Source organism: Blastopirellula sediminis (genome assembly GCF_020966755.1).
In the GTDB taxonomy this organism is placed as follows: domain Bacteria; phylum Planctomycetota; class Planctomycetia; order Pirellulales; family Pirellulaceae; genus Blastopirellula; species Blastopirellula sediminis.
Genome location: NZ_JAJKFT010000004.1, coordinates 1670509 through 1684645, shown reverse-complemented (window position 1 = coordinate 1684645; position 14137 = coordinate 1670509). Strand labels below are relative to the sequence as shown.

At 59.9% G+C, this 14137-nt stretch carries 9 protein-coding genes; 3 read left to right on the top strand and 6 right to left on the bottom strand.

The genetic code is table 11. The features are described 5' to 3' along the window. Positions 1 to 18: 18 nt before the first annotated feature. Both LOC68_RS28520 and LOC68_RS10580 read right to left on the bottom strand, forming a co-directional pair. Positions 19 to 975: a BBP7 family outer membrane beta-barrel protein gene (locus tag LOC68_RS28520; protein ID WP_230218324.1), complete on the bottom strand. Its 957-nt coding sequence runs from the start codon at positions 973 to 975 to the stop codon at positions 19 to 21. A gap of 270 nt (positions 976 to 1245) precedes the next feature. Then, entirely contained in the window at positions 1246 to 1434 is a 189-nt protein-coding gene (locus tag LOC68_RS10580; RefSeq protein ID WP_230218323.1) for an EF-hand domain-containing protein, read from the bottom strand. Positions 1435 to 1634: 200 nt separating this feature from the next. Between LOC68_RS10580 and LOC68_RS10575 the strand changes: the two genes are divergently transcribed. Next, positions 1635 to 2273, top strand: coding sequence for a hypothetical protein (locus LOC68_RS10575; RefSeq protein ID WP_230218322.1), 639 nt, complete (start codon positions 1635 to 1637; stop codon positions 2271 to 2273). 11 nt (positions 2274 to 2284) lie between these two features. On the opposite strand, the gene LOC68_RS10570 is transcribed toward LOC68_RS10575, so the two are convergent. Both LOC68_RS10570 and LOC68_RS10565 read right to left on the bottom strand, forming a co-directional pair. Beyond that, entirely contained in the window at positions 2285 to 3763 is a 1479-nt protein-coding gene (locus LOC68_RS10570; protein ID WP_230218321.1) for a DUF1501 domain-containing protein, read from the bottom strand. Beyond that, complete coding sequence (locus tag LOC68_RS10565; RefSeq protein WP_230218320.1) at positions 3763 to 6873, bottom strand: PSD1 and planctomycete cytochrome C domain-containing protein; 3111 nt, start codon at positions 6871 to 6873, stop codon at positions 3763 to 3765. Before LOC68_RS10565 ends, LOC68_RS10570 begins: the two co-directional genes overlap by 1 nt. 173 nt (positions 6874 to 7046) lie before the next feature. On the opposite strand from LOC68_RS10565, the gene LOC68_RS10560 reads away from it, so the two are divergent. Together LOC68_RS10560 and LOC68_RS10555 are read left to right on the top strand one after the other, a co-directional pair. Further along, complete coding sequence (locus LOC68_RS10560) at positions 7047 to 7559, top strand: sigma-70 family RNA polymerase sigma factor (protein WP_230218319.1); 513 nt, start codon at positions 7047 to 7049, stop codon at positions 7557 to 7559. Continuing rightward, positions 7556 to 9076, top strand: a complete 1521-nt coding sequence (locus LOC68_RS10555; RefSeq protein WP_230218318.1) for a LamG-like jellyroll fold domain-containing protein — start codon at positions 7556 to 7558, stop codon at positions 9074 to 9076. Before LOC68_RS10560 ends, LOC68_RS10555 begins: the two co-directional genes overlap by 4 nt. A 79-nt stretch (positions 9077 to 9155) precedes the next feature. On the opposite strand, the gene LOC68_RS10550 is transcribed toward LOC68_RS10555, so the two are convergent. Together LOC68_RS10550 and LOC68_RS10545 are read right to left on the bottom strand one after the other, a co-directional pair. After that, on the bottom strand, positions 9156 to 10559 hold the full coding sequence (locus LOC68_RS10550) for a DUF1501 domain-containing protein (RefSeq protein ID WP_230218317.1): 1404 nt from the start codon (positions 10557 to 10559) through the stop codon (positions 9156 to 9158). 31 nt (positions 10560 to 10590) lie between these two features. After that, a complete protein-coding gene (locus tag LOC68_RS10545; protein WP_230218316.1) occupies positions 10591 to 13665 on the bottom strand; it encodes a PSD1 and planctomycete cytochrome C domain-containing protein in 3075 nt (1024 codons plus the stop codon). Between the last annotated feature and the right edge of the window lie 472 nt (positions 13666 to 14137).

The window sequence follows — 14137 nt, the reverse complement described above, 5'->3', positions numbered from 1 at the left end:
TGGTTTGTTGCGATCGGCTTAGAAGGTCGCGACCAGGCCGACGTTGATACCGTGATAGAAGACCGAGTGCGAGTCATCCAGAAACTGGCTGCTCGTCATCGTATCGGTGAAGTCCAGCTGATACGGCGCCAAGGCGACGTCGGTCACCCACAGCATGTTGTAGCCGAGCGTCGCATGCAGGTGCTCGGTCAACAGGTAGTCGACGCCGAAGCGGAGCTCGCCGACGAACGACGTCGAATTTGCATTGTTGCGAGTATTACGCAGCACCAGCGTGTTGTTCAAATCGCGGAACAAGGTCGAGTTGTCGGACGAGTTGTCGTAGATGCCGAGCTTCGTTTCGCCATACAGCGACAAGCGATTCCACTGTTCGTGATAACGGGCGCCGAGCTGACCGCCGTACAAGTGATTGTCGGCCTTGACGCGATAGTCGCTGAGGAAGGTGTCGGCGTCATAGGAGGAGATCGTGAGATCTTCCGTCAGACCAAAGAAGCGAAACCCGGCCAGCAGTTGAAGATTTCCCGCGGTCTTGGTGACGTTCAATTCGACGTTCTGAATCTTCGATCCCAGAGCGACTCCCATCGCATCGGCGGCGAAAAAGTCGAAGGTTCCAATCCCTGCGTCACCCGGCAAACTGATGTTGTTATTGCCGGTTACCAGGTAGTTGGAACTCCAGTCGTTCATGCCAAAGTAAACCGCTTCAAACGCCCAGCCATTTTGGACCTCGCGGTGGAGCGTCAATCGGGTGCCCCCAGCGCCGCCATAGTTGACGTCGTCCCCGGTCAGCGCCGGCGCCATCGTCGTTTCGTTGAAGACCAACGGACCAGCGTAGTTCTGGTCGCGCCACAGCATCAGCGCTTCGCCTGAGAAGGTGAGAGTCGGATCTTCGAAGTTTCCGCAGCCGCAAAAATCTTGCGCGCTTGCAAACGACGAGAGGGCGATGAGCGCGATCAGGGTAAAGGTAGCAGTACAACGCACGACAGCTCCTCGATTCGCTACTTCGTATATGGGGTGAGGTCCGCTTCGACGAATTAGAATTCGCCAATCTATCCCCCCTTTTTCCAGTAAAACGAGCTCTTTGAGATCCTTCTTCCCATCTTCTCTAGTCACCCAAAAAGATAGTAAACCGCGTGAATCTTTGCCGGTTTTAACGCCTGCATCTAGAAACGCGACCTGCCAATTACCTATTTGCCGCATAGACGACAGCACAGCAGCGACAGCGGGCAAATTACCAGCGGCGTGCATGAGCTAGCGGTAAGAAATTAGCAGCGACGACGGCTGCCCCAGACTGACCGTCAGGTGGAGTTGTCGCGGCAACTTCTCCGGTTGGATCGCACCAACTTCCACAGCGCCGGCCGCTTTGATGCGTCTCCAAGCGTAGCGCAGTTCCCGCCGCGACAGCGCCCCGTTCCGATCGTAGTCGAGCAGTTCAAACAAGCCGGGCCGCAATCGCCGACCGATGTCGCCATGACCAATAGCAAAGTCTACGCGAACGACGTCTCGGCTCGCTCAGCGATGAAGATCCTTCCCCGGAAACTCGTAGCGTCCTCCGTTAGTAGTTCGTAAAATCTTTGGTTCGATCCTACGTTCCGCACGAACCCCCTTCCGCTTGCAAACGTCTCTTATCTGGAAGCGCGATGACAGATCAACAGCCGAACGGCCGACCAGTTGCGGTTCAACTGGGCTTCGCCGGCTCGCGACGTCTCTTTGACGATTCGATTCCGCCAGCGCAGATCCCCACGCTCGAAAAGCAACTCGTCGTGCAGTTGCGACAACAAATCGAAGGGCTACGGAACCCTTTGGGACTGCAGCCCGATCAATCCTTTTGCGGAATCTCGCAGGTCGCGATCGGCGCCGATCTGGCGTTTGCCGAGGCGCTTGCAAACGGCGGCTATACCCACCGCGTCTTTCTTCCTCAACCGCGCGAGGATTTCCTGAACGCCCAGGAAGAATCGGTCCCCGACTTTACCGCAGAGGAAAAGCAAGTCGCCTTGGCAGCGCTCGAGCGCGACAACGTCATTGAAGAGCGAGTCGTCACCGCGGCCGAGATTCGCGAGGATCGATTCGAAGAAACGAGCCTGGCGATCTTAGACGCCAGCGACGCGGCACTCAGCTTGATCCGGCATGACGTCGACTTGAACGTGCGACGACTTGGCGGAACCGCACTCTTCATCGCCCATACGCAAACGCGAAAGATGCCACTGTTGCTCCTGCGCGTGCATGTCGTCGACGGCCAGATTGAACTGACGTCGGAGCTATTCGTTTCGCCTGGCTAGAATTGAAGTCGCTACGTCAAAATGTCGCGCACCACTTCCCCATGGACGTCGGTCAGCCGAAAGTAGCGTCCCTGGAAGCGATAGGTGAGGCGCGTGTGGTCGATGCCCAATAGATGCAACATCGTCGCGTGCAGGTCATGCACGTGGACCGGGTTTTCCGTGATGTTGTAGCAGACGTCGTCGGTCGCGCCGTAGGTCATCCCTGGCTTGACGCCGGCACCGGTCATCCAGAGCGAGAAACAGCGGGGATGATGGTCGCGGCCGTAGGTCTCGGCATTGAGCGTCCCCTGGCAATACGAAGTTCGCCCGAACTCGCCCCCCCAGACGACCAGCGTATCTTCCAGCAAGCCGCGATGCTTCAGATCGTTGACCAGCGCCGTCGTCGCCTGATCGACGTCGCGGCATTGTCCCGGCAATTGCTTCGGCAGCGTGAAATGCTGATCCCAACCCATGTGGAACAGCTGGATGAACCGCACGTCCCGTTCGGCCAATCGTCGCGCCAGCAGGCAGTTGTAGGCGTAGCTTCCCCGCTTCTGCACGTCAGGCCCATAAGCGTCGAGCACGTGCTGCGGTTCGTCGGAGAAATCGGTCAACTCCGGCACCGACGTTTGCATCCGATAGGCCAGTTCGTACTGTTGGATCCGGGTATGAATCTCCGGATCAGCGAACTCGTCGAGCTTCTTCTGGTTCAGCTTCGCCAGGTCGTCGAGCATCCGCCGGCGTGCCGTCGAATCGAGTCCCTCCGGATTGCTGAGATACAGCACCGGATCGCCGACGCTCATCAGTTTGACGCCGGCATAAGTCGACGGCAGAAAGCCGCTTCCCCACAACCGATCATAAAGCGGCTGACAGTTCGGGCGTCCCGATCCGCGGGACACCATCGTAATGAAGGTCGGAAGGTTTTCATTGAGCGTGCCGAGCCCGTAATGGAGCCAAGCCCCGGCGCTAGGACGACCAGGCAGCTGATTGCCGGTCTGAAAGAAGGTCATCGCCGGGTCATGATTGATCGCTTCGGTGTGCATCGAACGGATCAGGCACATGTCGTCGACAAGCGTCGAGATCTTCGGCAGCAGCTCATTGCCGAGCTCGATCCCCGACTCGCCCATTTTGGAAAAGCCATACCGCGATCCGGCGAGCGGAAAAGACTTCTGTCCGGCGGTCATCCCAGTGACCCGCTGCGTCATCTCGACGAAATCTTTCAGATCTTTCCCTTCATTCTCGCGCAGGACCGGCTTCGGATCGAACAGTTCCTGCTGCGACGGCGCGCCGCTCTGGAACAGATAGATCACCCGCTTCGCCTTCGGGGCATGGTGATACGCTTTGAGCAAACCAGTCGGTGGGGCGATCGCCGCATCGTCATTCGCCGCCAGCGCGTTCTCTCCCAACAGCGATGCGAGCGCAGCGACTCCTACGCCGGAAGCGGTGCGGCCGAAAAAGCGGCGCCGCGTCAGCATCATGCGGCCTTCTTGCGTCAACTCGTTCGCGCTCATTATTCCACCGTCACAAATTCATCAAGGTTCAAAATCAAGTGGGCGACCGCCGTCATCGCCGCCAACTCCTGCGCGTCAATCTGCGGATCGGCCTTTGACGCGCCAATCGCAATCAACTTGCTCGCCGCTTCCGTCTGCTCGGCAAAGTGATTGCGAAAGAACTCCCAGTTGCTCTGCAAGATCGCCAGCGTCTCCGCATCGGCGTCGCGTCCGATCGCGGCGCGATAAATGGCGGCGATAGCAGCCCCTTCGTTCCCTTTGTGAGCAAGCAATTCCTGCTGCGCCAAGTTGCGGGCACACTCAATGAACGTTGGATCGTTCATCAAGACGAGCGCCTGGAGCGGCGTGTTGGTTCGATTCGCTTGCACGCTGCAGACCTCGCGTCCGCCGGCGTCAAAGATCGTCTGCCGCGGCGGATTGACCGCTCGCTTCCAGTAGGTGTACATGCTCTTGCGATAGAGTCCGTCGCCGCTATCGGGGCGATACTTGGTCCCTGCGTTCGCCGCAACCACTTCCCACAGCCCATTGGGCTGATACGGTTTGACCGAAGGACCGCCGAGCTTCGTTACCAACAGGCCGCTCGACTGCAAGGCAATATCGCGAATCGCAAAACCATCGAGCCGAAATCGCGGTCCGCGGGCAACCAAGCGATTTGTAGGATCGACAGCCTCTTGCTCGGCCGAATGGCGCGACGACTGCCGATAGGCGGCGCTGGTCACAATCAGCCGCTGCAAATGACGCAGATCCCAGCCCGATTCAATCAATTCGACTGCCAGCCAGTCGAGCAGTTCCGGATGGCTCGGGCGTTCTCCCTGCAAGCCAAAGTCGTTCGCCGTCTTCACCAAGCCAACGCCAAAATGTTGCTGCCAAATCCGATTGACGGTCGTCCGCGCAGTCAGCGGATTCTCACGCGAGACCATCCACCGGGCCAGTTCCAAGCGATCGCCAGGCTGCTTCCCTTCATCGCCAACCAGCGCCGTCGGCACGCCGCGGGTTAGCGGTTCGTCTTTCACCGGCTCATTGTATAGCCCGCGATTCAACAGATAGGTCGCGACCGGCTCGCCCGACCGTTCATTCATCACCATCACGCTCACTTCGGGGCCGCTCGCCGCCGAAAGCTTTTTCTGGGCCGCATCTAATACGCCTTGCGCTTTTTGCAGCGGCGGGTCGATCGTTTCGTAAAAGCCTTCGATCTTCTTCCAATCGTCCGCCGTTCGTTTTCCTTCGTCCTTGCGAAGCGCCGCCGCGACGGCCGGAGTGAACTGATCTGATTCGGCAAGACCGGCATCGGGATCGGAGGTCGCCGAGAGCTGGAACTTGCCGATCGCATGATTGGCGTACTGGCTGTCGAACCGCATCCGCACCACCAGCGAATCGTCCGCGGCGACGTCGATCGGCTGCGCCAAACGAATCACCAGCGCGACGCTTTCTCCTTTCGCCTGCGGATCAAAGACGGCCCAGCCGCTTTTCGGATCGTCGTCGATCGCAAACGCGGCCGAATGGCTGGCTTGCTCAAACGAAGCCGAAACGGAATGAAGCTTCAGCGGCTCGCCGCCGCGCAGCACTTCCAAATTGGTCAGCACAAAGTTGCCGTTGACGCTCGGCGCCAATTGGCGCGGCTTGGCGAACGCTCCGTCCGCGAGCGCCTCGATCTTCAGCGCCGTCCAGTGGGACGGTTGGGGCGCCAGCTTAAGTTCATACGCCAGGTTTAAACCGGAGCCTCCCGGCGAAAAGCGGACGACGCGGTGCTCGCTCACTTCCAGCTTGCCGTCCCCGTCCAGCATCGCATCGGCGACGTTGACGGCGGTCCACTCTTCGTCCCGCTCCGTCTGCCGTTCGCGTTGGGCGGCGGCCCAGCTCTTCATCCGGGTGTCGATCGCTTCCCGCGATTTGGCGACCTCCTGCTGCGCCGCGTCGCGATTCTGAACTAGTTCCGGCGGAACGCTCACCAGCGGCGAATGGGCCTTAATCGTCGGGTTCGCTTTCACGCCGGCGCCGACGCCCGCCTCGCCGATGTTGTTGAAATAGCCGAACAGCTGATAGAACTCGCGTTGGCTGAGCGGATCGTACTTGTGATCGTGACAACGGGCACACCCCATCGTTAGACCGAGCCAGACGGTCGACGTCGTCTCGACGCGGTCGATTACGTTCTCGACGAAAAACTCTGCAGCCAAGGCGCCTCCCTCGGCGTTTTGCCGATGGTTGCGGTTGAAGGCGGTCGCCAATCGTTGTGAGTCGGTGGCGCCCGGCAGCATATCGCCGGCGAGTTGCTCAATCGTGAATTGATCGAACGGCATGTTGCTTTGCATCGCCGCGATCACCCAGTCGCGCCACGGCCAGTTGGTCCGCTCGCTATCGTTTTGGTAGCCATCGGTATCGGCGTAGCGTGCCGCGTCGAGCCAATGGAGCGTCTGCCGCTCGGCGTAGGCGTCGGACCGCATCAACTCGTCGATCGCAGCGGCGTAGTTCTCGGCGGTCGGATCTTTCACGAAGCGATCGTGCAGCGCTGGCGGCGGCAACAATCCGGTCAGAGTGAGGGAAGCGCGGCGCAGTAACGTCGCCGGATCCGCTTCGGGAGAAGGCTGCAGTTTCTGTTCGATCAAGCGCCGCGCGAGAAACGCGTCGATCGGATTCTGCGACCAAAGGGCTTTCGTCTCGGCCGACCAATCGCTCGCGGCGATCGCCTCCCGCGGAACTTCGCTTCGCTCCGGCGGCGAGAAGGCCCAATGACCTTGATAGACGGCGCCTTGCTGAATCCACAGGTCAAGGATTCGCTTCTCTTCCTCCGTCAACGAACGATTGCTGTCGGCCGGCGGCATCAGGGCTGAAGCGTCTGCGCTATGAATCCGCGCGTGGAGCTCGCTCTTCTCCAAGTCGCCTGGGACGACCGCCGCATACCCCCCTAAATCGGCAAACAAGTTCTGCTGACTATCCAACCGGAAGGCCGATTCCTGGTTCTTCGCGTCGGGTCCGTGACAATGAAAACAGCGGTCCGCTAGAATCGGCTGAACCTGGCTGCGAAAGTCGATCGTTTCGTCGGCGGCGGCTGACAGCGCAAACGTCAGCAAAACGGAGATCGCCGCCAGCGGTCGCGTGGCAGTTGGTAGCAAAACACCATTCCTAGGAGGGGGGAAGTTGGCAGGGCCGGTCCTCGGTCACCATCTTACTCCCCCTCGACGGAATACCTGCCGCCCTATTTTTGCAATTCGCAAGCTTTCCCCCGGCAGATCGTGTCATAACCGGGAGTTAGGAAGTAGCCGCATCTCTCCCAGGCAGCTCCGATTTGAACGAAGAACGCTTTTTATCCCTGTTTTTGCAGCACGAGCGCGAGTTGGCCGGCGTCGCACGCGCCTGCTTGCCGACTTGGGACGCCGTCGACGACGTCTTGCAAGAATCGAGTCTGGTAATGTGGCGGAAGATCGATCAACTGCGCAGCGACGACGAGTTTTTACCCTGGGCGAAAGTGATCCTGCGGTTTGAGATCCTCAAGTACCGCCGCAGCCTGAGCCGCGATCGGTTGTTGCTCGATGACGAACTGGTCGAGCTGATCGCGGTAGAAGAGTCGTCGACGCCCGCCGACCTGCACGCCGAACGGCGCTCGGCGGTGCAGGCCTGCCTCGAAAAGTTCTCCACCGAACACCGGACGCTACTGCTCGCCCCCTACATGCGCGACGATGCGGTAAAATCAATCGCAGAAGCGGCCGGCAAAACGGCCAACAGCCTCTACAAACGTTTGGGGCGCCTCCGCCTGAAGTTGCACGATTGCGTCCATCTAAGATTGGGTACGCCAAGATGAACGACCAGTCCAAAGAGCGAGTCGACGAACTGATCGAGAAGCATTTTCTCGGCCAACTCGACGACCAGGAACAAGCCGAACTGACCGCCACGTTGAAGGCGGACGCCGCAGCGCGGGAGCGTTTCCGCAACGCGGCGATGATCGACTCCGAGCTCCGCTATCTCGCCAGCGGCGAATCGCGCTCGAAGTCAGGCTCGCGCGAGTCAGGACAAATGGCGCAGCTCGGCTGGCTTGCGGCGCTCGCCGCATCGCTGCTAATTGTCGGCGGCGTCTACTTCGCCAACTGGTCCCCCGGTCGTTCGCATCTGGATAGCGCGCATCTAAACCCCACGACGATTCGCTCCCTCGCGCAGCTCGACGTCGGCTATCACTATCGCTTTGAAGAGGGCTTCGCTCCGCAGTTGGATCAATTCAAACGGGGCGAGTATCGCCTGACCGAAGGCGCCGTCACGTTAGCGTTCGCCAATGGCGTCTCGGTTTCCGTCGAAAGTCCCGCGCGCTTCACCTTGATCAACGCCAAGCGAATGGAACTGGAGCTCGGCCGCGCTCGCGCGATCGTGCCGGAAGAAGGGCATGGTTTCGTTATCGCCACTTCGAAGCTGGAAGTGGAAGACCTGGGAACCGAGTTCGGCGTCGTCGTCGACGAAGCGCAAAACGGCGAGCTCCACGTCTTCGCCGGCGAGGTCCGTCTCCATGAACCGAATCAACCGCCGGAACTGATGGAAGAGAATCAGGCGATCGCGTGGAAAGGGGACGCCAAGCCGCGCACCATCGCCGCCAACGAAGACGCGTTCGCCACCGGCACGTCCATCGGTTACCGGCATTGGCTCGCCCAAAGCGAGAACCTTCGGAAAGATCCTTCCGCGATCTTCTATTTCGACTTTGAGCCGAAGGAAGGGGATCCCAACACGATCCTCAACCGCGCCAAGAATCCGAAGTTGCCCGCCGGCGACGTGAAGGAAGGAATCTGGGCGACCGGTCGTTGGCCCGAAAAAGGGGCGCTGCTGCTGGAGCATGGCGACGCGCGGATCGACCTCGATATTACCGGCGAATATGACGAAGTGACGATCATGGGCTGGGTCCAGGTCCATCGCTACGATCACGCGATCCAGGCCCTCTTCAACTCGCGCGACTACGAGACCGGCGAGCATCACTGGAACCTCCTCCGCAACGGCGAACTGCGGGTCGGCATCGCCGATGCGTATGCGATCACCACCACCAAGACGATTCCTTCGAACCACTGGACCCATGTCGCCGCGCGACTCGATCGCGAGAAGAAGGTCTCCACCTATTTCCTCAACGGCGTCGAAGTCGGTCAGGCGATCTGGGACGTCGATACGCCAGTTCGCTTTGGACCTTGTTCGATCGGCGCCTACGCCATGACCGGAGGAGACAAGCCGGACGACGTTCAATATTCGCGTCAACTGCGCGGTCGCATCGACGAGATGGGGGTCTTCTCGCGACTCTTCACCGACGATGAAATCCGCCAGGCCTACGACGCCGGCAAGAATTTCTAAAGATGTAGGGCAGGCCGTGCCTGCCAAATGAATACGCCCGCAAGAAGAGCGGCAGCCACGGCCTGCCCTACGACCTTTTCTACGCCAAGATTTCCTTCACCACGCGGGCCGGCTCGACGCCGGTCAGCTTCTGGCTGAGCCCTTGAAATTTGACCGACAGCCGATTGTGGTCGAAGCCAAGCAAGTGAAGGATCGTTGCGTGCAGGTCATGCACGTGGACCTGGTCTTTGATCGTGTTGAAGCCGAAGTCGTCGGTCTCGCCGTACGAAACGCCCGGCTTGGTTCCGCCGCCGGCCATCCAGATGGTGAACGCATTGGGATGATGGTCGCGACCGTCGTCGCCTCCCCCTTGCACCATCGGCGTTCGTCCAAATTCGCCCCCCCAAATCACCAGCGTATCGTCGAGCATCCCCCGCTGCTTGAGATCTTGCACCAATGCCGCGCACGCCTGATCGGTCGCCAGGCAGTTCGCTTCGATATCCTTCTTCAAGTTGCCATGCTGGTCCCACGCTTCGTGGAAGAGCTGCACGAACCGCGTTCCTCGCTCGATCAAACGTCGCGCCAGTAAACAGTTTTTCGCAAACGACGGTTTGTCAGGCTCGACTCCGTACATGTCGAGAATATGCTGCGGCTCCGACGAAACGTCCATCAGTTCCGGCCCGCTCGATTGCATCCGGTACGCCATCTCGAACGAGTTGATCCGGGTCGCGATTTCCGGATCGCCGGTCGTCTCTAACCGCATCTGATTTAGCTGATTGATCGCATCGAGCGAATCGCGTTGCACGGCGGCGTCGATTCCGCTGGGGTTCGAAAGATAAAGAACCGGATCGCCGACGTTGCGAAGCTGCACCCCTTGATAAACGGTCGGCAGAAAGCCGCTTCCCCAGTTGCTCGAACCGCCGCTCGGCCCTTTTTTACCGGAGCTGAAAACGACGAAGCCCGGCAGATTGCGCGACTCCGAGCCAAGCCCGTACAACGTCCACGCGCCCAAGCTCGGCTTACCGAACAACGTCGAGCCGGTGTTCATCATGATCTGCGCCGGCGCGTGATTGAACGCGTCGGTCTTCATCGCTTTGACGATCGTCATCTGGTCGGCGATCTTCGCCGTGTGGGGTAGCAGTTCCGAGATCTCGGCGCCGCACTGGCCATGCTTTTCGAACTTGAACTTCGGCCCCAGCAGCTTCGAGTTTGGATTGATGAACGCCGCGCGGTAACCTTTCAGCAGGTCGGCCGGAGGCAACGTTCCGTCGAACTTCGCCAACTGCGGCTTGTAGTCGAACATCTCCAGATGGCTCGGCGCGCCAGCCATAAACAAGTAGATGACGTTCTTCGCCTTGCCGGCAAAGTGGGGCTTCTTCTCCGCCAGCGGATCGACCGTCGCCGCTGACGTTTCGCCGCGCAGCAAATCGGCCAGCGCAATCGCGCCCAGGCCAACGCCGCAGTCCCGCATGAACCATCGCCGGGAAATCTCGTTACCGCTCATCGTCTCTATTTCCTTTCCACATCGCGTGGAACTACTCTTTGGTGATCGTTTCGTCCAGGCTCAGCACGACGCGCGCGAGCAGCGTCCAGGCGGCCAATTCCTTCGCGTCGATTCCGTCGCCAACCTTCGCCGTGACGATCTCTTCCGGCTTCAATTCTCCGGCTGCGATTCGCGCTCGCTGCTTGTCGAGCATCGTCTTCAAGAGCGCGATCTCTTCGGCCGCTGGAACGCGGGCAATGCAGCACCGCATCGCAAAGGTAAGTCGATCCTCGTCGGTCTCTCCCCCTTCGCGCCATGTCCGCGACGCTAACGCTTCGGCACATTCGAGCGAGACCGGCTCATTCAACAGCGACAGCGCCTGGAGCGGCGTGTTCGAGCGATTTCGCCGCACGCAGGCGACATTCCCCGGCTCGGCGTCAAACGTCTCGAGCATCGGATACGGAACGCTCCGGAAGCGGAACGTGTAGAGCCCGCGACGATAGCGATTCGCCCCCTGCTCCTCGTTCCAGGTCTTCGGCCCATAACTGGCCGGCGGTTGAAATAGAAAATCTGGCGCCGGCGGATAAACCGGCGGTCCGCCGATCTCCTCGTTCAAAAGTCCGCTCGCCGTCAAACCGATGTCGCGAACGATCTCGGCGCTGACGCGGAACCGCGGGCCTCGTGCTAGCAGCCGATTGTAGGGATCGGTTTGCAGTTTCTCCTGCGTCACCTGCGACGACTGCCGATAGGTCGCCGACGAGACGATCAACTGGTGAATGTGCTTCAGGCTCCAATCGTGCTCCATCAATTCGACCGCTAGCCAATCAAGCAATTCCGGATGCGACGGCGGCGTGCTTTGCGAACCTAGATCGTCGCTCGTTTCGACCAAGCCGATGCCGAAATAGCCTTGCCAGATTCGATTAACGATCGAACGGGCGGTCGTCGGCGCATCGCGGGCGACCAGCCACTTGGCGAAGCTCAATCGCGAATGATCGGCGCCTTCCGGCAAGTCGTTCAAGAACTCCGGCACGTCGGGGCCCACTTCTTCGACCGGGCTCAAAAAGTCGCCGCGATTCAGCAACGACGTCGTCCGCGGCTTTGCCCGCTCTTCCAGCACCATTTGCGAGGCGCCTTCCGGATGCTTTTTCCAGAGCGCCTCGATCTGCGCGTTTTCCTCCGACCACTGCGGAACAGTCGTTCGCCAATACTGAAACGCTTGTTCCTGCTGGGCTTCAGTTCGCTGATCGGCGGGAATCGCCAAGATCTCGCGGACTTCTTTCGGCAGCGGATCGACTTTCGGATCGCCATGGGTGGTGATCGAATAGCGCGATCGCCCGAAGATGCAGTTGTGCTTGTCGTCGCTGTTCCAGCCGCCGTGATTCATCCCCGGCTGCACGGTAATGATCGTCCCTTCGGGATAGCCGACCGGCTTCTCAAAGACGAAGACCGCTTTCCGCGGCTGATTGCGGCGCCCTGGTCCGTTGTCCGTCGTCCAGGCCGTTTTGCCGTCGCCGTCAATCGCAAACTCGATCGGCCCGGTGACTCGTTTGTCGCCGCCGGCCGTCTTGGGGTTGATCAAGTATTCCGGCTGCGGCGCCTCTTCCGGATTCACGTCGGCCGTGGCCGAAACCAGCTTCAGTTTCGTTCGCTTGCCGGGATCATTGGCCGGCGCGGCGAAGACGGAAAAGTCGGTCAGCGCCGCCGTTCCACGGAGAGAACGTCCCGGTCCGCGACACGGAAGCTGCGGATGAGTCAACAGTTCCAACTGAATCGCGGTGATTTGTTCCGCTTTGATTGCCTGCATCGAAAACTGCGGGCTCGAACTATGGGGCGCAAAGCTCTCGCTCAAGATCGATTGATCCGGGAGCACGCGAAACTTCTGCCCTTCAAACGGCAAGTCGCCCGGCTTCAGGACTTCCCACTCGATCGTTTTCGCTTGGGCCTCTTTCTCCCAATCTTCCATCCGCTTCCGCCAGTTGGGATCGGACTCTTTCAGCTTCGTTTCGATCGCGGCGATCTCTTGTTGGATCGCGGCGATTTGTTCGGCTTCGCTTTTGGTGTAGGTCGGAATGATCGCGTCATGCGTGTTGTTCAAGAAGGCGAACATCCCGTAGTATTCGCGCTGCGTCAGCGGATCGTATTTGTGCGTGTGGCACTGGGCGCACTGCAGCGTCAGGCCAAGCACCCCTTTGCCGACCGCATCCATCCGGTCGAACATCGCCGCCATCCGAAATTCTTCCGGATCGGCGCCCCCTTCTTCGTTGATCATCGAGTTCCGCAAGAAGCCGGTCGCGACCAATTGGTCTTGATCAGGATGCGGCAGCAAGTCGCCGGCGATCTGCTGCACAATGAACTGGTCGTACGGCAGATCGCGATTCAGCGCGGCGACGACCCAGTCGCGATAGAACCAATTCTGCCGCGGCAAATCTTTTTCATAGCCATCCGAGTCAGCGTACCGAGCCGCGTCCAACCAGTCGCGTCCCCAGCGTTCGCCAAAGTGAGGCAATGCGAGCAATCGCTCGATCTGCCGCTGTTCGGCATTAGGAGACGTATCGGCCACGAAGGCGTCGACCTCTTCAATCGACGGCGGCAAGCCGATCAGGTCCAAGCTCAACCGCCGCAGCCAGATCGCCCGATCGGCGGCGGCCGCCGGCGCCAGGCCAGCGTTTTCCACGCGGTTCAAAATGAACGCATCGATCGGATTGCGAATCCAAGCGGCGTCCTTCGTCTGCGGCGGCTCCGGCCGGGTCGGCGGCGTGAAGGCCCAGTGTCCTTCGTACTTCGCCCCTTCGGCGACCCACCGCTTCAGCAGGTCGATCTGCTCCGGGGTGAGCGACTTCTCCGACTCCCGCGGCGGCATCAAGGTATCAGGATCGGTCGAGATGATCCGCGCGACCAGTTCGCTCTCGGCCGCATTGCCGGGGACGATCGCGGCGGCATGGGCGCCTTCCGCATTGTCAAGCCGCAGATCGGCCTCCCGATGCTTCGGGTCCGGTCCGTGGCACTGGAAGCAGTTTTCCGACAGGATCGGCCGGATATCGCGTTGGAAATCGACCGCCGAGGTTTCGGCGAACGCCGAACCGCAAAGCGACGCAAGAACGACCAACAGGAAGGCAATTCGAACCATGAAGCGAGCGGCCTGAACCAGGGAGGAGGAAAAGGAGGCGAGAGGCAGGATCAGCGATTTTCTGACGTTTTCTAGTTTACAGCGAAATCTCACCCAAGTCTCGTGGAATTCCGCATTTCCGCCGCGCCGCCGAGCCCCGGTTTTCCTTGCCAAAAGGGTCGATTTTCGGGTAAACTACCCCCTCAAGATGCGGGCGTCTGATCATCGCCCGGCACGTCCGATTTCTCTCGACCTTGGTCTGGGACAAGGTCGCAAAAAAAAAACAGGCAGCGGTCCAGTCCACTCGCTCCGGACAGGGCGCCTCCGGACGCATCACGAACCGACCGCTGAGGCAGAAAATTTTTGATCGCGGTCCAGTCCACTCGGACGTGAAAAAAAATGGAGCGCCGCGGTCCACATGATGAGAAGACCAGGAAAAATAGGCAAACCCTGGTGCGTTTCGTTGGAAACCGGTGATAGGTCACAAGTCCGG

Coding starts and splice junctions, on each gene's coding strand:
- LOC68_RS10575 (WP_230218322.1), top strand. CDS start 1,635: ATGACAGATCAACAGCCGAACGGCCGACCAGTTGCGGTTCAACTGGGC.
- LOC68_RS10570 (WP_230218321.1), bottom strand. CDS start 3,763: ATGAGCGCGAACGAGTTGACGCAAGAAGGCCGCATGATGCTGACGCGG.
- LOC68_RS10555 (WP_230218318.1), top strand. CDS start 7,556: ATGAACGACCAGTCCAAAGAGCGAGTCGACGAACTGATCGAGAAGCAT.
- LOC68_RS10550 (WP_230218317.1), bottom strand. CDS start 10,559: ATGAGCGGTAACGAGATTTCCCGGCGATGGTTCATGCGGGACTGCGGC.
- LOC68_RS10545 (WP_230218316.1), bottom strand. CDS start 13,665: ATGGTTCGAATTGCCTTCCTGTTGGTCGTTCTTGCGTCGCTTTGCGGT.